Here is an 18,398-nt window from a genome sequence, read left to right as displayed (position 1 = left end):
TTGGCGGAGCATACGAATTTACTGTAAAATTTTACTGATTGTATATACGTCGGTAACTTGACCTTCTACCATTACTTCATTTAATTTTGTCTTTAATTGGGCTTCCAAATCCGTTAAACCGTTCTTAAAATCTTCTTCTGTCATCGTAGCAAGTTCTTTAATGAGTATATTTTTCAGCTGAAAATCCCGCTTGCTTATTTCCTCTTTCGCTTTTTTGCCGTCGGTTATAATTTGAAATTGCACACGGACAAAACTACCATCATCCAAATCTGTCGTAATCTCAGGTGATTGATAGGAATATTCTACAATTTCATCAATCGAAGGGGGCTGATCGCTGTCTTCAGCGTTAATGTTTAAGACGACGACTAATGCAGCAATTGCGGCTATTAATAAAATGACTAATGAAGTTATTAATGCTTTCACCAGCTTACTCACATTCATCACCTGTTTCCTTATGAATCCTCTGCAATCCAATTCTCTTATAATAGGAAGTAATAGCTTCTACCACTTCTTCTTCTGAATTTAACACAACAATTTTTTTGCCGTTCACAAGCGTTATTGTCGTATCCGGAAAAGATTCCACCTGTTCGATCAGCAAGGCATTTAACGTAAACGTGCTGCCATTTAAACGGGATAACTGTATCATAATTTTTTGGTGGGAGCATCCGAACAGGATGCTCCCTACCTCCTTACTTCAATTTTTTATCGTTTTAAGTTTACAAGCTCCTGAAGTATTTCATCGGATGTAGTAATAATTCTAGTATTCGCCTGGAAACCGCGCTGTGCGGTAATCATTTCGGTAAACTCCTCTGACAAGTCTACATTAGACATTTCCAGCGCACCGCTGATAATGGAGCCGACACCACCGTCTTCTGGTTCAATAACATCATTATAGCCAGCATTTGGGCTATTTAGGAAAAGATTACTTCCTGCTTTCTCTAAACCAGCAGGATTAGAGAAGTTTGCTAAAGCTACTTTTCCCGCATACTTTGTCGCTCCAGTGGAATCAACATACGTAACTAATCCATTTGTTTCAACACTAAAACTTTGAGCGTCATCGGGAATAGTAATCTTTCCGTAACCAGCTGTATTTTGTCCAGAATCTTCATCTACGTTAAATCCAATTAAGTAATACCCTAACGGATTAACTATTGCTCCATCTTCATCTAAATAAAAATTTCCAGCTCGAGTATAGGATATACTTACATTGTTGTCATCAGTAGATCCATCATCATTAAAATTAATTGTCCCCGTTATACCTGTTGCCAAAACAAACATCCCATCTCCCTCAATAGCAAAGTCTAACGGGTTGTTCGTTGTCTGCCGGAATCCTTGGGTATGGATATTATCGATGGAGCCTAATTGAGAGCCGAGACCAACTTGCGCTGGGTTTACCCCGCCTCGTGTTGCTGTCGGTCCTTGAGCCCCTCGTGTCGTTTGGCTCATCATATCCTGAAAGGTGACCCGGCCCTTTTTAAATCCTGCCGTATTCACGTTGGCAATGTTGTTGCCGATGACGTCTAATTTCGTTTGGAAGTTTTTCATTCCGGAAATGCCTGCATACATGGAACGCAACATAAGTAAATCTCCCCTTTACGAATTTTATTGCTGCTTCTGTCGGTCCGCAGCTATCGGCCTCCCGGTCTGGGTCCAGCCTAAGAATTGATAATGATCGTTCCGTTAATATTCGTAAAAATCCGGTCGGATGCTTCTTCCCGGTCTAACGCAGTAATCACGGTATTATTTGTTGTGCTTACTAACAGTGTTGCATCTTTTGTCACGACGAGAGAATCTGTAATTCCTTTTCTCCTCGCTTCATTCATTTTGTCTTCGATGAGATGCCACTGTTTTTTATCAATGTGAATATTTCTCTCTTCTAACCGTTCGCTTGCATGTTTGCTGATTTTTAATGACAGTTCTTTTTGAAAAATTTCGCGAAACTCGGTTTCAGCAGCTTGCGGTTTTTCCTTAACAGCAGGAAAATCAAGGGCGAACCGGTTTGGTATTTGATGAATCCGGTGGTCCAATGTAATTCACTTCCTTTTATTCATCCTCCTTATTGGAATCGGCATGGATAACTTTCGTGGCAGCATCCGCATAAATCGTATCCCCGTTTTCCAGTTCCAACAGCGCCCATCCGTCCTGCTGAGTAACGGCAACAACCTTGCTCGTTACCTCTTCACCGTCTGCTAAATACGTAACCATTTTCCCGATCATATGGCTATACTGAATTACTGGCGACATCAATTGGCTATGAACGAGTGTTTCAATCGATTTCGACATGTTTATAAGCTGTTCTACAGAGGTGAGAGTTGCCATTTGCTGTACCATGTCCTGATCACTCATCGGATTCAACGGATCCTGGTTTTGCATTTGGGTCATCAAAATTTTTAAAAACCCGTCTTTATCCAACACCGGGCTCGGTTCCCGCATCGTTTTCTGGCTGGATAAATATAATGATGGATCGATTTTAGTCATAACTACACCTTCTCGTTTAATATTTCCCAGAAAGATGTTCCCTCATCTTCTTCCCGCTGTTCGTGCGCATCGTTTTTCTGCTTGTCGGATTGCTGGTGGAAGTCGTCATTCATGTCTTCCTGATGTTGTTTTTGCGCCGTCTGACTTTGGTTTGTAAAAATTTCTTGTTTTTCAACCGTTACTTGCTGCGGCGAAAACAGATGTTTTAATTGATTCATATTCCTTTCCAGCATATCCTTCGCTGCCTCGGTTGTTACCGTAATCTTCACCATCATTTCTCCATCCGCTTGAATAAGCCGAATCATCATATTCCCTAAATTTTCCGGCCGCAGTCGGATGGACAGCTGGCTCAAACCGTTTGGCTGAGATAAAAACTTGCTGGATTTAATAATTTGCTGGAATTGCTCTACAAACTTCTTGTCTGCTCCACCAGCTGTTTCAGTCTGCTGTGTATAAATAACATATTGTTCCAGCTTGCCTAACGAGGTTCCCGTTTGAAATGAAGGTGCCGGTGTTTGCGCCGTTTCCTTCAGGCCATATTTTTCAATGGCCTTTTCTAAAATGCGGACAATATCCCGATTTGTTACTTTTGATTCCAGCTGGTACAATTGCTTCCCGGCTAGCTGCTCTCTTTTTTCATAAAATCGGACGAGGTCATCCCACATTTGTTGTATTTTCGTATCTCCTCGAGAAATGATCGGTTGACTATTTTCTGGATAGCCGCTGCTAAGCTTTTGCCATTGTTCTAATAAATTCATTAACTTCGGCGCAGCCAGCTTCATATCTGCTTGCGTGCGAATCGTTTTCAGCAATGATTCGATTTTCGTCCACAGTTCCTGAACAGCTTTATCCTCTTTCGGCTCAACATTTGTCCTAGTTTCAGCCATTGGCAGGAATGGAACAAAAGCAGCATGAACACTTTCTTCCGGCTTGGTATTCTCCAGGCCGAGTTCGTGAAGGAGCCATGGAACAATTTCTTCCAAGGACATTTTTCCATCGTTATTAGCAATTTCAATTTTTTCCATTGCCGATTTTACGAGTTGCTGAAGAAATTCCTCCCCTGCTTCAGGGAATAATTCCTGCAGCTTCAAATTTAATTTCTCGGCAACGGAATTGGTCTGTTCATTGCCTAACAATAATGGGAAAGATAAGCTTTCTTCCAGGTTTTTCACCTTTTGGGAAATCGAAGGAACCGTAAATTGGGCTTTTGCATTTGGCATGAGAATACTCGCATTCATCCTTTTCACCTCCTTTCAAAGCGGAAAATTAATTCAGCAGTAATCGAGTGATTTCAGCAGCAGTTTGTGGATTCATCTCCTGCAATATACCGCCGCGCACTTTGGCAGATAGCTGATTTAATAGATTTACGGCTTCCTCCCGGGACATATTTTCCAAAATTTTTGCTGCCTGCTCTTCATCCATATTTTGAAATGCTTTGGCCGTATCTTTTATCGGGTCTGCTGCTTCTTCCTCTTCTTCCAGCTGCAGCGATGCATCGCTGTTTTCTGCTTTTAACAGTTCCCGTTCCAAATCGTCGATTTGTGCTTTGAGATTTTCAATGTCTAGTTCCAGCATTTCAATTTTTTCGTCTTTTGCTTGAATGGTTTGCTGGTAGTGTTCCTCCATTCTTTGAAAATCCATTTCTTCTTCCGTCGTAATAAAGTTAGATATAATGGGAATGTTATTTCCCTTTTCCTTTGCCCAGCCAACCGCATCGATATCCAGTATATTGAGAATAATCGATACGATTGTAATGATGACGATAATTGGAACAATTACTCCAAATACGATCATAACTAAAGGTTTCATTTTTTTTCTTTCCTGATTCAACGTTTTTGCCATGTGCTTCACCTGTTTTTGTGGCTTAAAAATTGGGTAACGGAAATTTCATCCATTAAAGTATTTTCCATTTTTTTCCTCTCTACTTCTTCTTTCTGTTTCCGATGGTCGATCAGTTTTTGAAATTTTTTCACTTCTACATGAGCATCTGTTAGTTTTTTTTGTTTCCATTCCATTTCGGTTCTAGCCCGCTGGACTTGCTCCTGGAGAGATGAAATCTCTTCATTGAGCATTTCGATATATAGGGCCTGTTCCTTGATTTTTTCAATGGAAGTAGCATTTTGCAGCGACATGTCATACGATTCTTCCGCATTTTCTTTTTTCTTTAATAGCTGGTACAGTTCTGTTGCAACTTGTTCAAATAAGTCTAAAGACTGGTTATATTCCCTGAGGGCAATGCTTTTTTCATTTTCTCTTACATGGAGTATTTTATGAAATGCCATTGACTCAGCCATTAATTCCCGCCTCCATTGAGCAGCATTCGCATCATTTCAATCGAATTTTCCAGCGAATGGGCTTCATATACATCTTGCTTTAAGTAATCCATAATTTTCGGATAATAATTGATGGCCATATCAATCTCCTGGTCTGTTCCCCGCTTATATGCACCAATGCTGATCAATTCCTGGTTTTCTTCATATTTTGCCAATATGGTACGCAGCTTCTGGGCATAGGCCTGATGTTCCGTCGTCGTAATCTGATTCATTACCCGGCTGATTGATTTTAGCACGTTAATTGCCGGATATTGGCCTTTTTCCGCTAAACTGCGGTCCATTACAAAATGGCCGTCCAGTATCCCTCGTACCGCGTCTGCTATCGGTTCATTCATGTCATCCCCGTCAACTAGCACTGTGTAAAAAGCTGTAATTGTCCCACGCTGATTTGTGCCTGTCCGTTCCAGCAGTTTTGGCAAAATAGAAAAAACAGAAGGAGTATATCCTTTCGTTGTCGGCGGTTCACCGGTGGCGAGGCCGATTTCTCTTTGTGCCATCGCAACCCGCGTGACCGAATCCATCATCAGATTGACATCTAATCCCTGGTCACGAAAATACTCAGCGATGGCGGTGGCAGTATACGCTCCTTTGATTCGCATGAGGGCCGGCTGATCCGATGTAGCGGCGACAACAACCGATTTTTTCATCCCCTCTTCGCCTAAATCCTTTTCAATAAATTCCCGCACTTCCCTGCCCCGTTCACCGATAAGGGCAATAACATTAATATCCGCATGGCTATTTCTTGCAATCATGCCTAACAGCGTACTTTTGCCGACACCGCTTCCCGCAAAAATCCCGATTCGCTGGCCTTTGCCAACTGTTAACAGAGAATCGATTACTTTAATGCCGATTTGAATCGGCTCCCGGATTGGCGGCCTTTCCATCGGGTTAGGCGGGGACTGATCAGTCGGATAGTCCGTAAGCCCTTTAGACAATGAAGCTGAGACAAAAGGCTGACCGAGGGAATTTATTATTTGTCCCATTAATCCTCTGCCGACTTTTATCAACAGCGGTTTACCTGTCGACTCCACGAGACAGCCAGGTCCGATTTCATTAATTTCCCCATAAGGCATGAGAAGAATATTTTCATCCTGAAACCCTACAACCTCAGCAAGAATAGGTATAGACCCTTTTTTCGACGGATGGATGAAACAGACTTCGCCAACGTTTGCTTGCGGACCTTGGGATTCAATTGTCAGTCCGACAACCCGTTTTACTTTTCCGTAATACTTATACGTATCGGCTTTTTCCATCGCGGTTAAAAAACGTTCTATATTCATTCCCGATTCTCCTGTTGAAGCTGTTCCAGCATCTCCCGGATTTGATCCAGCTGGGTATCCACACCGGCATCTAGCCGCCCAAAGGGATGTTCTATTAAACAGCCGTCTTCGCTTAAATCTTCCTTTATATAAATGGAGAGTTTTGCATCATGTTCCAGAAGTTCTTGCAATTCCTCTTTATTTTCTAATACCGCCTTATACTTCGACGGGTGGACGTAGATTTTCACTACTCCCTGCTCCCGCATCTCTTTTAACGCAGATTGAACGAGCGGCAGAAAATGAGCAGGATCTTCGGAAAGTTTCTTTTTTAAAATTTTCTCTGCTATCCCGGTTGCCAGGTGTAAAATCGTATCTTCGTGCTTTGCAACGGTACGGTAATAATCTGCTTGTGCTTTTTCAACAATTTCATTTGCCTGGGTGAGCAAACGTTCGTATTCTTTTCTGCTTTCTTCCTTCCCTAGCTGAAACCCGGCTTGGTACCCTTCTTTTTTAGCTTCTTCGACTAAACGTATCTTTTCCTCCTGCCATTGCTGCTTTTCTTCGATTATTCGGGCTTTTCCTTCTTCGATGATTCGGTATTGTTCTTGTTTTATTTCTTCTAACTTAGCTTTCGCATCTGCAATTTTCTCCATAAGCCCATCCAATGTCTCCTCTGCGGAGGCATCCGTATTAAGCTGCTTTTCGGCAAAAAATTCAGCTGTTTTTATTTGGATAACCCGTTTATGGACGGAGTTAGACAATGATATCATCTCCTCCGCCCCGGGCAATAACGATTTCTCCAATTTCTTCCAGTCTGCGGATCGTCGCGACAATTCTCGTCTGCGCCTCTTCCACATCAATTAACCGTACCGGCCCCATGTACTCCATTTCTTCCCTAAAGGTTTCTGCCATGCGCTTGGACATATTGGAAAAAATGACTTCCTTCACTTCGTCGCTTGCCACTTTCAATGCAAGACGGAGATCGTCATTATCGACTTCTCGGATAACACGCTGAATTGCCCGATTATCCAATATAACGATATCTTCAAAGACGAACATCCGTTTCTTAATTTCATCCGCTAATTCCGGATCTTGAATTTCTAAAGCGTCCAAAATCGTTCTTTCTGTACTCCGGTCTACTCCATTTAACACTTCTACTACCGCCTGTATGCCTCCGGTTTGCGTGTAATCTTCCGTAAGGGCTGAGGATAAATTTCTTTCCAAAATTTGCTCTACTTGGCTAATGATTTCTGGAGAGGTGGAGTCCATTGTAGCAATTCTCCGCGCAACGTCCGCCTGCATTTCCTGAGGCAGCGCCGATAATATTTGTCCCGCCTGTTCCGGATCTAAATAGGACAAAACTAAAGCAATCGTTTGCGGATGCTCATCCTGAATAAAATTCAACAGCTGCTGCGGATCTGCCTTTCTTGCAAAATCAAACGGTCTCACCTGCAAGGAGGAGGTTAGCCTGTTAATAATGCTGGCTGCCTCCTGCTTGCCAAAGGCTTTTTCCAGAACGGTCTTCGCATAGCCGATTCCGCCTTGAGAAATATAATCCTGGGCGACGACAATTTGGTGAAATTGTTCAATCACGTCTTCTTTCAAATCGGCATCCACTTTTTTTACCGAAGAGATTTCCAAACTTAATTTTTCAATTTCCTCTTCCGTTAAATGTTTGTATACTTGAGCAGATACGTCTGGACCGAGGGAGATTAAAAGAATTGCTGCTTTCTGTTTTCCGGTTAAAGCTCTTTTCTGTCTTGCCATCCGTCTCTCCTCCTAATCTTCGCCAATCCAGCTTCTCAATAGTTTTGCAAACTCTTCTGGCTTTTCTTTCGCCATATTTTCCAGCTGTTTCCGGCGCACCATTGCATCTGTCGCTTCTTCTGTCTCGATCTCAGGAATTTCATCGGTTTCGGATGGTGCAAAATCTTCCATCATTTCCTCGTCACCGGCATCATCTTTCCGGCGGTTACGCAATAATAAAATAATAAGTACGATAATCGTTATGAGTAAAATAGCTCCGACAACATACATCCATGTCGGAATAACCGGTGCGGTATCCGGAATGCTTCCAGGCCCACCGCTAAACTCTTGGAAAACGATGGAAATTTTTTCGTCCGTGTTAAGATTTTCCCCGTATTCCGCATCAACCGACGTTTCGATAATCGAGCTTAAAATAGAATTGATTCCTTCTTCCACATCGTTCTGCTCTTGCGCTGACAAATATTCGATATCCCCGTTGTTTACTCTGGCGTTATCGACGGCGACTTGAATACCTATATCCCGGATCTTATATGGGCTTTCTACGATTTCCCTCCGAATCCGGTTAAACTCGTAATTGATTGTTTCCTTGTCCAATTCATAGTTTCCGTCGCCATCCCCAGCTGTTGTCCCCGGGAAGTTGGCAATATCCTCTTCGCCCGCTCCGGGAACTCCTCCTTCTGCATTTTCTCCCGAATACGACTCTTGTATCGTTTCAATGCTTACAGGCAATCCTTCCATATTATCGATATCAACCGGCTCAACGAGCTGTTCTTCCCGGTTTTCTTGGGTGAAATCAATATCTGCGGTGACAGAAACGATAACATTATCCATTCCTACCATTGCGCCTAACATTTGCTGCAGCCGCTGCTGAATATCCTTTTCCACGTCCCGTTTCACTTTTTGCTGGTACGTATGTCCATCTTGGGCATATTGATTCGTTCCGTCCCGGTCAAAGTACTCAAAAAACTGGTTCATTATGACGATATTCTCAGGAGGGAGGTTAGGAACAGCTTTCGAAACTAAGTGATATAATCCGTTAATTTGGTTAGGATGAAACTCATAGCCGGGCTCAGTGTTTAGTACAATAGATGCACTTGCTTCCTGCAGCGTTTCATTGGCAAAAAGCGGCTTTTCCGGCATATTGATCATGACTTGAGCATCGTTAATGCCTTCAATGCCTTTTATTAGATTTGCCAGCTCGGTTTGCATTGCATCCAGTTTCATAATATTAAATTCATTATCGGTGATGCCCCACGATGTATTTTCGCTAAAAAAAGAATAATCGATATGGCCGCTATTCGGTATTCCTTGCCCTGCCAGTTCAACTAACAGCTGATCCACTTGTTCCTCAGGTACGGCAATCGTCGTTCCGCCATTCGATAATTCGTAAGGAACTCCACGACTATCTAATTCGGTCTTTATTTGATTTGCTTCCTGTAATGAAAGATTGCTATATAATGTTACAAAATTAGTATTTGTTGCCAGAAAAAATGCTCCTACAATGATGATCAGCAGTAGGAGAGGAACACCTAACCAAACCATTTTTTGGCTTTTTGAACGGTTTGTCCAAAAAGAAATAATAGCATTCTTCCAGTTTGTAATTTTCTCGTTCATAAAGTCCCCCACCAAAAACAATAAAAGTAATCGAATCTTTATCTATTTCTTTTATATTTGCATACGCATCATTTCGTTATATGCATCGATTACTTTTCGTTGAATTTGTACTGCAGTTTCTAAAGTAATACTTGCCTTCTGGGCGGTAATCATCACATCATGCAAGTCGTCAATGTTCCCGCTGGCAAGTGCTTCCGTTTTTTTGTCTGATAATATTTGTGTTTTATTCACATGATCGATTGCATTTTTAAGTGTATCTGCGAAACTTTGGTGAGCTTTCTGGGGTGTCGTCTTCGCCTTTACCGTTTGCGGCGGCATAGCATTTGCAATCGAATGGATGATAGGATCCATTTCGCATTACTCCTTTGTATTATTTCCCGATTTCCAGCGCCTTCATCAACATACCCTTGCTGGCATTAAAAGCAGTAATATTAGCTTCGTAGGATCTGGTGGCGCTCATTAAATCTACCATTTCCTGAAGCGGGTCCACATTAGGCAATTGTACGTAGCCTTGTTCGTCCGCATCCGGGTGGTTCGGGTTGTAAACGATTTTAGACGGCTCGTCATCCTCCACGATTTCAGATACCGTTACTCCCGACAGCGCTTTGCGATTTTGAGCCTTTTGCAAAAAAGAAGAGAAGGTCTTTTCCTGCGGTTCCATGACGACCATTTTCCTTCGGTACGGTTCAAATTCCCCGTTTTCATTTACTGTTGCTCTCGTTGATTGGGCATTGGCGATGTTGGATGCAACGACATCCATCCGCAGTCTTTGTGTTGTTAACCCGCTGCCGCTAATATTCATTGCGTGAAATATGGACACGATTAATTCCCTCCTCGAATCACCGTTTGCAAACTATGAAATTTGCCATTCATCCGATCAATTAAAGCATTATAGTAGATTTGGTTTTTAGCCAAATTTGCCATTTCCTTGTCTATATCCACATTGTTGCCGTTATGATTAAAAACAGTATTCTCTTTTGTAATAAGCTGGTAGTTATTGTCTCGTGGTGAATTAAAAGGAATATGTTTCGGATGTGTTCTTTTTGCTTCAAGATTAGAGGCAGCCTTTGCCAAATAGTCTTTAAAGACGATGTCTTTGGCTTTATAATTCGGTGTATCAACATTTGATATATTATTGGAGATGACTTGATTTTTTAGTGAAGCATAATCTAATGACTGCTCCAACGTGCGAAACGTCCCGCCAAACAGGTTCAATCTCTTACCTCCTAAAAAAGTCATGATTATCATTTCACATTTTCATAACCAATTCTAATTGAATTGTACGACAAAGTCTATTCGATTTCGACATTTTTCACAGTTAATATGAAAAATAGTTTTTTCAAACTAGGATTATATTACTATTATTAAACCGCAATTTAATCTTTCTGTATCAGATTCGTAATAAAGTTTATATAAATGTCGTATTTTTTTAACATAAATTTACTTTTTATGGAAACTACTTCCTCCTCTGTCATTTTAAACCAGTATAAATATTTCGATTTATCTCAGTATTTTGATTTTATACCTGAGAAGCGTTAAGTATCAAGACTTTTTTCCTGAATATTAAGGAGGAAACAAAAATGCGGAGAAAACCAAATGTTGGTTTTCTCCGCAATTGATTAACTTATCTTGAACGAAGCTTATCTAATTCAACAAGAAATTTGTCGTTTAATACTTTAATGTAAGTACCTTTCATTCCAAGGGAGCGGGATTCGATTACTCCGGCACTTTCTAGTTTTCTCAGGGCGTTTACGATAACAGATCTTGTAATACCTACACGGTCAGCAATTTTGCTTGCGACAAGCAATCCTTCTTTCCCGTTAAGCTCTTCGAAAATATGATCTATTGCTTCCAGCTCGCTGTAGGATAGAGAACTGATAGCCATTTGAACAACGGCTTTGCTTCTCGCTTCCATTTCAATTTCTTCCGTCTTTTCATGAAGAATTTCCATACCGACTACCGTTGCACCGTATTCGGCAAGAAGCAGGTCATCGTTGTTGAATGTTTGATTTACACGGCCAATAATTAACGTTCCGAGACGTTCACCTCCGCCGATAATCGGAACAATTGTTGTCAAACCGTCTCTGAACAAGTCTTTATTTTCCACCGGAAATACGGAGTGCGGACTGTCCACATCCAAGTTTGCTGTTGTTTCATGAATAGTTAGCAGACCTTCCGTATACTCTTGCGGGAACTGTCTTTCTTCCAGCATTTTTTTCATCCGTTCATTTTCAATTTCCTGGATGACCGAAAAACCAAGCAATTTCCCTCTGCGGCTTAAAATGTACACATTACCACCGATAACATCTCTGAGTGATGCAGACATGTCATTAAAATTCACTGATTTCCCTGTAGTTTTTTGTAACATTGCATTAATTTTTCTTGCGCGATCTAATAGTTCCATTTTTATCCTCCATTCAATATCTTTCATTTTTTTAAAGTATAAATTGACTTAAGTCCCGATTTTGGGCAATTGTCTTCAGTTTTTCATCCACGTAGGATGGGGTGATCTTAACTTCTTCCATCGTAATGTCCGGCGCTTCAAAGGACAAATCTTCCAAAAGTTTTTCCAAAATTGTATGAAGCCTTCTTGCGCCAATATTGTCTGTTTCCTGATTTACTTGATAGGCAATTTCTGCCAGTCTATCTATAGCTTCGTCTGTAAAAACAACATTTATACCTTCCGTTCGCAATAAAGCCTGATATTGTTTCACTAACGCATTGGAAGGTTCTGTCAAAATTCGCTTAAAATCTTCAACAGAGAGTTTCTCCAATTCTACCCGAATCGGAAATCTTCCTTGTAACTCGGGGATGAGATCCGATGGTTTCGCCATATGGAACGCTCCCGCAGCGATAAAAAGTATATGATCTGTCTTTACAGGACCGTGTTTCGTAATAACCGTCGAACCTTCAACAATCGGAAGAATATCTCTTTGGACCCCTTCCCGGGATACGTTTGCAGAGCTTTGGTCTTTCCCGACCACTTTGTCAATTTCATCAATAAAGATAATGCCAGACTGTTCTGCCCGGGCCACTGCTTCATGGGCTGCTTCTTCCATATCGACAAGCTTTTGTGCTTCTTGCTGAGTCAGCACTTTCCTTGCTTCAGACACAGGAAGCCGCCGTTTTTTCTTTCTCGTCGGCATAAATTGCCCTAACACGTCCTGCATGTTCATGCCCATATGCTCCATCCCTGAACCTTGAAGCATATCAAACATGGATGGCGGCATTTCTTCAATTTCTACTGTTACGATTTCGTCTTCCAGTTCTCCGCGTTTTAGTTTTTCTTCCACAATGGAACGTTTTCGGCGAATTTCTTCATCTTTTTCGGCTGTATCGCCTTGCTCTGAAGCTTGATTTGGAAATAACAGTTCAAAGGGATTTTTCAAGTTTGTTTGCCTTTTCACATGAGGAACCAACAATCTCACTAATTTTTTATTTGCTTCTTTTTCTGCTTCATTCATTACTTCCTTCATTTTTTCTGCTTTTACCATACGAAAGGCCTCTTCGACCAAATCCCTTACCATCGATTCCACATCTCTGCCGACGTATCCGACTTCTGTAAACTTTGTAGCTTCCACTTTAATAAATGGAGCACCAACTAACTTGGCAAGTCTTCTGGCAATTTCTGTCTTCCCTACACCTGTCGGTCCAATCATCAGAATATTCTTCGGCGTTATTTCATCCTTCAGCGAATCGTCCAGCTGCATTCTCCGATAGCGATTTCTCAAGGCTACAGCGACCGACTTTTTGGCATTTCTCTGGCCGACGATAAATCGGTCCAATTGGTCCACAATTTGTTTCGGTGTTAACTGGTCTTTCACCTATTGAGAGACCTCCTCCTTATTAATCGAGAACCTCGATTGTTATATAGTCGTTCGTGTATACGCATATCTCCCCGGCAATTTCAAGAGCTGTTTTCGCAATTTCACTTGCGGACATATCTTTCGCATGCCTGACTAATGCCTTCCCCGCGCTTAAGGCAAAATTGCCGCCGGAGCCGATTGCCAGTATTCCGTCATCCGGTTCGATTACTTCCCCTGTCCCGGATACTAAATACATATTCTCCTTATTCATGACAATGAGCATCGCTTCTAATTTCCGCAATACTTTGTCACTTCGCCATTCTTTTGCCAATTCGACAGCTGCTCTCGTCAAATTGCCATTAAAGGCTTGTAATTTCCCTTCAAATTTCTCAAACAGGGTAAAGGCATCGGCAACTGATCCGGCAAATCCTGCCAGAACTTTACCCTGATACAATTTACGGACTTTTTTTGCCCGATGTTTCATTACAACCGCATTGCCCAATGTTACCTGGCCGTCTCCGCTCATCGCACACTGGCCATTGTGCCGTATGGCAAATATTGTTGTTGCATGCATTTCATTTGCCATTCCTTCACCTCTTTTCATCCCGGGCTCTCGGATGGGTATTCATATACACTCTTTGCAGGTGATCTTTCGTGACATGGGTATACATTTGTGTCGTCGATAGATTTTCATGGCCAAGCAATTCTTGCACCGTCCGCAAATCCGCTCCTTCGTTAAGCATATGGGTTGCAAACGTGTGCCTTAATTTGTGTGGATGAACTCGGATTGTTAAGGATGCTTCCTTAACGAGCTTGTCGAGTACAACCCGAATACCGCGGGATGTTATCGGGTTGCCGCGGGCATTTAAAAATAAGGAATCAGTCTTGCACTGAAACTTATTTAGCAGGTACGTTCTTCCTTCATTTATGTAAGTCTTTAATGCAGCTTCAGCGAAGGAACCAAAAGGGACATATCTTTCCTTGCGCCCTTTTCCGCGAATGAGCAAAGTGCCGATTGAAAAGTCAATATCCGATACGGTTAATTTTTCACATTCACTGACCCGGATTCCTGTGCCGTACAAAACTTCTAAAATCGCCTGATTCCGCTGCCCGATTGGTGTTGTTAAATCGCAAACTGAAAACAATTTTTCCAGCTCTTCCGAATATAAAAAGCCCGGAATTTTTTTTTCGGCTTTTGGCATGACAAGCTGGACGAATGGGTTGTTCTCTATTTGCTGTTCCCGCTCTAAAAACCGAAAAAAGCTTCGCAAGGATGAAATTTTCCTTGACACCGATTTTCTGCTTAGTTTTTGTTCGTATAGAGCAGTAAGATATACTCGAACAACCGGCTGTGTCACATCATTGAAGGAGGAGACTCCCTCTTTGTTCAGAAATCTGCAGAAGTCGTCGATATCCTTCGTATAACTGTTGATCGTATGGGAAGAAGCATTTTTTTCAATTTGCAAATATTCGATAAAGTGCCTTGTTTGCTGTTGAAATTTGCTCAACACATCACCTCTTCAAACAGCGTATATAATAGCATAGGAGAGTTTGTTTTGCAAGACATTTAACAAAATTGTAATAAAATTCAGAATCGCACCTAGGACCATTATAACATAATTTTTGGAAATGTCACGCTATTTGTTATTTTGTCCGATAAACTATCTAAAAATTTGCTCTCCAATCGCTAATTATATTACTACTTATATTTTTCGTCAAAGAATACTATTCAATGATTTTAGAAAAATGGTATTTTGTGAATTTCTTGTGAATAAATATCTTAGTTTTTTATCTTTATTGCCAAATAAATCAAAAAATATGCATATTATGAAGAAATTTTTCAAACAGAGAGGAAGGGCATGCACCCTTCCTTCTCATCATTGAACTTCTTCTTTATATTCACAGGATGTACATTGAACTTGTACTCCCTTTTTCACCTTCTTCTCTACGAGGGTAGCGTTACATTTCGGACATGGCCTTGCAATCGGCTTATCCCAGGAAACAAAGTCACAGTCCGGGAAACGGTCACATCCGTAAAATACACGCCGTTTCTTTGATTTCCTTTCTACGATGCTTCCCTTTTGGCATTTTGGACATTGTACGCCGATTTCCTTTAATATAGGTTTCGTATTTCGGCAATCCGGAAAATTTGAACATGCTAAAAATTTTCCGTAACGGCCCATTTTATAAACCATTTCATGGCCGCAATTTTCACATTGGATGCCAGCCGGTTCATCTTTAATCTCAATTTTTTCCATTTCTTTTTCTGCTTTTTCTAACCGTTTTTCGAAATCCTGATAAAATTTGTCAATAATGGAAACCCAATCTTGCTTCCCTTCTTCAATCGAATCCAAATCATCTTCCATTTTAACGGTAAAATCGACATCGATAATTTCCGGGAAAAATTCTTCCAATAATTCTATGACAACCGCACCGAGTTCAGTCGGGATAAAACGTTTCTGATCTAGGGTCACATAATTCCGTCTTTGGATCGTATCGAGAGTCGGCGCATAGGTAGACGGTCTGCCGATTCCAAGTTCCTCTAACGTTTTTACTAACCTGGCCTCCGTATACCTTGGAGGAGGCTGGGTAAAATGCTGGTTTGGCGTTATTTCCTTTGCTTCTACTTCCATACCTTCTTCCAATGCAGGCAGCAAATTGTTTGATTCTGTATTTTTCTCATCGGTTCCTTCAACATAAACTTTCATAAAGCCCTGAAATTTAATTTTCGAACCTGTTGCTCTAAATTCTACATTATTATTTGTTAAATGCACTGTCATCGTATCCAATACGGCAGGAGCCATTTGACTGGCAACAAAGCGCTCCCAGATTAATTTGTACAAGCGGTATTGATCCCTCGACAGGACGTCTTTTAATGATTTTGGATCCCGGTGTACTGACGTCGGCCGAATGGCTTCATGGGCATCTTGTGCTCCCTCTTTATTCTTGCTCTTCCTTTGTTCTCCGACAAAGTTCTTTCCAAATTGGGATTCAATGTATTCCTTAGCTTCCTGTTTCGCAGTTTCCGAAATTCTCGTTGAATCGGTTCGCATGTACGTAATTAATCCGGTAATTCCGCCGGCCTTTTTCCCAAGATCGATGCCTTCATAGAGCTGCTGGGCAATCATCATCGTTTTCTTGGCGCGAAAATTCAGCTTCCTCGCTGCTTCCTGCTGTAAAGAGGAAGTGATAAACGGCTGGGCTGGATTCCTTTTTCGTTCTTTTTTCACTACTTTTGCTACAGAAAATTTTCCGTCCAATTGGTTCATTATTTCATTTACTTCATCTTTTGTTTTTAGACTTTGCTTCTTGCCGTTTATCCCGTAGAAAGACCCTTCGAATAGGGAATCGTCTTTTAAAAATTTCCCATCGATCGTCCAATATTCTTCCGGCTGGAAATTATTAATCTCTTTTTCCCGATCAAGGATCAATTTCAATGCTACCGATTGTACTCTGCCGGCACTTAATCCTTTTTTCACCTTTTTCCAAAGAATTGGACTGATTTTATACCCGACTAAACGGTCCAAAATCCGTCTCGCCTGCTGAGCATCGACTAAATCATTGTCAATTGCCCGCGGATTCTTAAAGGACTCTTTAATTGCATCCTTTGTAATTTCATTAAAGACGACCCGGCACTTCGAGTTTTCATCTACATTTAATATATGGGCTAAATGCCAGGCAATCGCTTCCCCTTCCCTGTCCGGGTCAGCTGCTAAAAATATTTTTTTGGCTTTTTTTGCCGATTTTCGCAAATCCTTTAGCACTTCGCCTTTGCCGCGAATTGTAATATATTTCGGTTTGAAATTATCAGCAATATCAACACCGATTTGGCTTTTCGGCAAATCACGGACATGGCCCATGGAGGCTTTCACTTCATATTTTTTTCCTAAATAACGTTCAATTGTCTTTGCTTTTGCTGGTGATTCGACGATTACAAGATATTCTTTTTCTTTCATGTTCTAATCCTCCTAAAATGAGGTTGTGCGGTAAATGAAAACTTCATTCATTCCGCTCGTATCTTTTTCATATCAACATTTAAGTTTTTGGCATTGTATGTTAATAGAATAACGAAAAAGTTCCGTTTGTTTATATGAAAAAATACAAATCTTCACTAATACTAAATATTTCTGCATCGTTTGTCAAACTTCTTCTGTATAGATAATTGTTACTTGTAATGATGCTTTATCATTTGCCATTCTATGACAATATCCTTTGCGTGTTGAATGAGTTTTGCTCCATCCTGAATCATTTGATGACAGCCTTTTGATTGGGGAACAGCCGGGGAATCGGGGACGGCAAAAACTTCTCGCCCCTGGTCCAATGCATGTTCCACCGTAATTAGCGTTCCGCTTTTTTCCATTGCTTCAATCACTAATGTTCCAAAACTTAAGCCGCTAATAATCCGGTTCCGTTCGGGAAAATGATATTTTGCTGGAGGAATATTTGGAGCATACTCAGATAAGACAAGCCCTCTGTTGGCAATTTCAAAAAATAATTTGCTGTTTTTTCTCGGATATATATGATTAAATCCGCTTCCTAAAACGGCTATTGTTTTACCGTGATGCTGCAATGCAATTTCATGGGCAAAACTGTCAATTCCTTTCGCTAAACCGCTAACAATGACCCATCCTTCCTGAACGAGCGGCTTAACGACGAACTCCGTTTTCGCCCATGCATCTTTTGAAGGATTTCTCGTGCCGATGACACTGATTTTCGGCTGTTCGGATAATAAGGATAAATCACCGCATGCATACAATACGAGCGGCGCATCTTTTATTGTATTTAACATAGGTGGATAGCTCTCGTCAACTATTGTAATGATAGGAAACGTAACAATTTCTTTTTTTATCCGTTCAATTAATTGCCGGTTATGGAGATCACGGTAGATTAAGGAAGCTTTTTGCGGAGGGATGGAAAAGGTTTGGGAAATGGATTCTGGAGAGAATTGATATAGCGGCTCTAAGGTTGGGAATTTTCGCAAAAATTTTCTTAAAATGCTTCTTGTCACTCCTTTGCACCTTGACAGATGAATGATTCGATAGCGAGTATGTTTCAATTAACCACCTCATTCATTTTGATTTAATGAAAAGGAATTTTCAATGGAAGAAGAACCTAAAAGCAGGTACTTTTAGGTTCTTCCT

The 18,398-nt window shown here is 41.1% G+C and carries 21 protein-coding genes; all 21 read right to left on the bottom strand.

The genetic code is table 11. The features are described from left to right. Positions 1-18: 18 nt before the first annotated feature. Complete coding sequence (fliL, locus tag IEV18_RS01830; RefSeq protein WP_188390704.1) at positions 19-435, bottom strand: flagellar basal body-associated protein FliL; 417 nt, start codon at positions 433-435, stop codon at positions 19-21. Further along, on the bottom strand, positions 428-646 hold the full coding sequence (locus tag IEV18_RS01825; protein WP_188390666.1) for a flagellar FlbD family protein: 219 nt from the start codon (positions 644-646) through the stop codon (positions 428-430). Before IEV18_RS01825 ends, fliL begins: the two co-directional genes overlap by 8 nt. Before the next feature lie 56 nt (positions 647-702). Next, complete coding sequence (flgG, locus tag IEV18_RS01820) at positions 703-1,578, bottom strand: flagellar basal body rod protein FlgG (protein WP_188390665.1); 876 nt, start codon at positions 1,576-1,578, stop codon at positions 703-705. 77 nt (positions 1,579-1,655) lie between these two features. Continuing rightward, positions 1,656-2,027, bottom strand: a complete 372-nt coding sequence (locus IEV18_RS01815; protein WP_188390664.1) for a TIGR02530 family flagellar biosynthesis protein — start codon at positions 2,025-2,027, stop codon at positions 1,656-1,658. 16 nt (positions 2,028-2,043) lie between these two features. Beyond that, positions 2,044-2,478: a flagellar hook assembly protein FlgD gene (flgD, locus tag IEV18_RS01810; RefSeq protein ID WP_188390663.1), complete on the bottom strand. Its 435-nt coding sequence runs from the start codon at positions 2,476-2,478 to the stop codon at positions 2,044-2,046. A gap of 2 nt (positions 2,479-2,480) precedes the next feature. Next, positions 2,481-3,716 (bottom strand): flagellar hook-length control protein FliK, encoded by a 1,236-nt coding sequence (locus IEV18_RS01805; protein ID WP_188390662.1) that lies wholly within the window; start codon positions 3,714-3,716, stop codon positions 2,481-2,483. Between the two features lie 28 nt (positions 3,717-3,744). Continuing rightward, on the bottom strand, positions 3,745-4,320 hold the full coding sequence (locus tag IEV18_RS01800; protein ID WP_188390661.1) for a MotE family protein: 576 nt from the start codon (positions 4,318-4,320) through the stop codon (positions 3,745-3,747). A 5-nt stretch (positions 4,321-4,325) separates the two neighbouring features. After that, a complete protein-coding gene (gene fliJ, locus IEV18_RS01795) occupies positions 4,326-4,772 on the bottom strand; it encodes a flagellar export protein FliJ (RefSeq protein ID WP_188390660.1) in 447 nt (148 codons plus the stop codon). Then, positions 4,772-6,091 carry a flagellar protein export ATPase FliI gene (gene fliI / locus IEV18_RS01790; RefSeq protein WP_188390659.1) on the bottom strand — a complete coding sequence of 440 codons (1,320 nt, stop codon included), beginning with the start codon at positions 6,089-6,091 and terminating at the stop codon, positions 4,772-4,774. The genes fliJ and fliI overlap by 1 nt, the downstream gene beginning before the upstream one ends. Then, a complete protein-coding gene (fliH, locus tag IEV18_RS01785) occupies positions 6,088-6,831 on the bottom strand; it encodes a flagellar assembly protein FliH (protein WP_188390658.1) in 744 nt (247 codons plus the stop codon). Before fliH ends, fliI begins: the two co-directional genes overlap by 4 nt. Then, positions 6,824-7,837 (bottom strand): flagellar motor switch protein FliG, encoded by a 1,014-nt coding sequence (gene fliG, locus IEV18_RS01780; protein WP_188390657.1) that lies wholly within the window; start codon positions 7,835-7,837, stop codon positions 6,824-6,826. Before fliG ends, fliH begins: the two co-directional genes overlap by 8 nt. 12 nt (positions 7,838-7,849) lie before the next feature. Next, positions 7,850-9,451 carry a flagellar basal-body MS-ring/collar protein FliF gene (gene fliF / locus IEV18_RS01775; protein WP_188390656.1) on the bottom strand — a complete coding sequence of 534 codons (1,602 nt, stop codon included), beginning with the start codon at positions 9,449-9,451 and terminating at the stop codon, positions 7,850-7,852. A 51-nt stretch (positions 9,452-9,502) separates the two neighbouring features. Further along, complete coding sequence (gene fliE / locus IEV18_RS01770) at positions 9,503-9,769, bottom strand: flagellar hook-basal body complex protein FliE (protein WP_229733512.1); 267 nt, start codon at positions 9,767-9,769, stop codon at positions 9,503-9,505. A gap of 52 nt (positions 9,770-9,821) precedes the next feature. Then, entirely contained in the window at positions 9,822-10,271 is a 450-nt protein-coding gene (flgC, locus tag IEV18_RS01765; protein ID WP_188390654.1) for a flagellar basal body rod protein FlgC, read from the bottom strand. A gap of 2 nt (positions 10,272-10,273) precedes the next feature. Continuing rightward, positions 10,274-10,666 carry a flagellar basal body rod protein FlgB gene (flgB, locus tag IEV18_RS01760; protein ID WP_188390653.1) on the bottom strand — a complete coding sequence of 131 codons (393 nt, stop codon included), beginning with the start codon at positions 10,664-10,666 and terminating at the stop codon, positions 10,274-10,276. Positions 10,667-11,075: 409 nt separating this feature from the next. Continuing rightward, positions 11,076-11,855 carry a GTP-sensing pleiotropic transcriptional regulator CodY gene (gene codY, locus IEV18_RS01755; protein ID WP_188390652.1) on the bottom strand — a complete coding sequence of 260 codons (780 nt, stop codon included), beginning with the start codon at positions 11,853-11,855 and terminating at the stop codon, positions 11,076-11,078. 31 nt (positions 11,856-11,886) lie between these two features. Continuing rightward, entirely contained in the window at positions 11,887-13,275 is a 1,389-nt protein-coding gene (gene hslU, locus IEV18_RS01750) for an ATP-dependent protease ATPase subunit HslU (RefSeq protein WP_188390651.1), read from the bottom strand. A 22-nt stretch (positions 13,276-13,297) separates the two neighbouring features. Continuing rightward, the gene (gene hslV / locus IEV18_RS01745; RefSeq protein WP_188390650.1) at positions 13,298-13,843 is read right to left on the bottom strand and encodes an ATP-dependent protease subunit HslV; all 546 of its coding nucleotides are present in this window, start codon (positions 13,841-13,843) and stop codon (positions 13,298-13,300) included. Positions 13,844-13,847: 4 nt separating this feature from the next. Continuing rightward, on the bottom strand, positions 13,848-14,765 hold the full coding sequence (gene xerC, locus IEV18_RS01740) for a tyrosine recombinase XerC (RefSeq protein WP_188390649.1): 918 nt from the start codon (positions 14,763-14,765) through the stop codon (positions 13,848-13,850). A gap of 369 nt (positions 14,766-15,134) precedes the next feature. Further along, complete coding sequence (gene topA, locus IEV18_RS01735; protein WP_188390648.1) at positions 15,135-17,213, bottom strand: type I DNA topoisomerase; 2,079 nt, start codon at positions 17,211-17,213, stop codon at positions 15,135-15,137. Between the two features lie 209 nt (positions 17,214-17,422). Further along, positions 17,423-18,265, bottom strand: a complete 843-nt coding sequence (gene dprA, locus IEV18_RS01730; RefSeq protein WP_229733511.1) for a DNA-processing protein DprA — start codon at positions 18,263-18,265, stop codon at positions 17,423-17,425. Between the last annotated feature and the right edge of the window lie 133 nt (positions 18,266-18,398).

Origin of the sequence: Compostibacillus humi (genome assembly GCF_014637175.1) — a bacterium.
GTDB lineage: Bacteria > Bacillota > Bacilli > Bacillales > Amphibacillaceae > Oceanobacillus > Oceanobacillus humi.
Note: the sequence above shows the minus strand (reverse complement) of the source record. Positions and strands in the feature narration are given on the sequence as shown.

Excerpts from the sequence above, each read along its gene's own strand:
- IEV18_RS01825 (WP_188390666.1), bottom strand. The coding sequence starts at position 646 with ATGATACAGTTATCCCGTTTAAATGGCAGCACGTTTACGTTAAATGCC.
- flgG (WP_188390665.1), bottom strand. The coding sequence starts at position 1,578 with ATGTTGCGTTCCATGTATGCAGGCATTTCCGGAATGAAAAACTTCCAA.
- flgD (WP_188390663.1), bottom strand. The coding sequence starts at position 2,478 with ATGACTAAAATCGATCCATCATTATATTTATCCAGCCAGAAAACGATG.
- IEV18_RS01805 (WP_188390662.1), bottom strand. The coding sequence starts at position 3,716 with ATGAATGCGAGTATTCTCATGCCAAATGCAAAAGCCCAATTTACGGTT.
- IEV18_RS01800 (WP_188390661.1), bottom strand. The coding sequence starts at position 4,320 with ATGGCAAAAACGTTGAATCAGGAAAGAAAAAAAATGAAACCTTTAGTT.
- fliJ (WP_188390660.1), bottom strand. The coding sequence starts at position 4,772 with ATGGCTGAGTCAATGGCATTTCATAAAATACTCCATGTAAGAGAAAAT.
- fliI (WP_188390659.1), bottom strand. The coding sequence starts at position 6,091 with ATGAATATAGAACGTTTTTTAACCGCGATGGAAAAAGCCGATACGTAT.
- fliG (WP_188390657.1), bottom strand. The coding sequence starts at position 7,837 with ATGGCAAGACAGAAAAGAGCTTTAACCGGAAAACAGAAAGCAGCAATT.
- fliF (WP_188390656.1), bottom strand. The coding sequence starts at position 9,451 with ATGAACGAGAAAATTACAAACTGGAAGAATGCTATTATTTCTTTTTGG.
- fliE (WP_229733512.1), bottom strand. The coding sequence starts at position 9,769 with ATGCCGCCGCAAACGGTAAAGGCGAAGACGACACCCCAGAAAGCTCAC.
- codY (WP_188390652.1), bottom strand. The coding sequence starts at position 11,855 with ATGGAACTATTAGATCGCGCAAGAAAAATTAATGCAATGTTACAAAAA.
- hslV (WP_188390650.1), bottom strand. The coding sequence starts at position 13,843 with ATGGCAAATGAAATGCATGCAACAACAATATTTGCCATACGGCACAAT.
- topA (WP_188390648.1), bottom strand. The coding sequence starts at position 17,213 with ATGAAAGAAAAAGAATATCTTGTAATCGTCGAATCACCAGCAAAAGCA.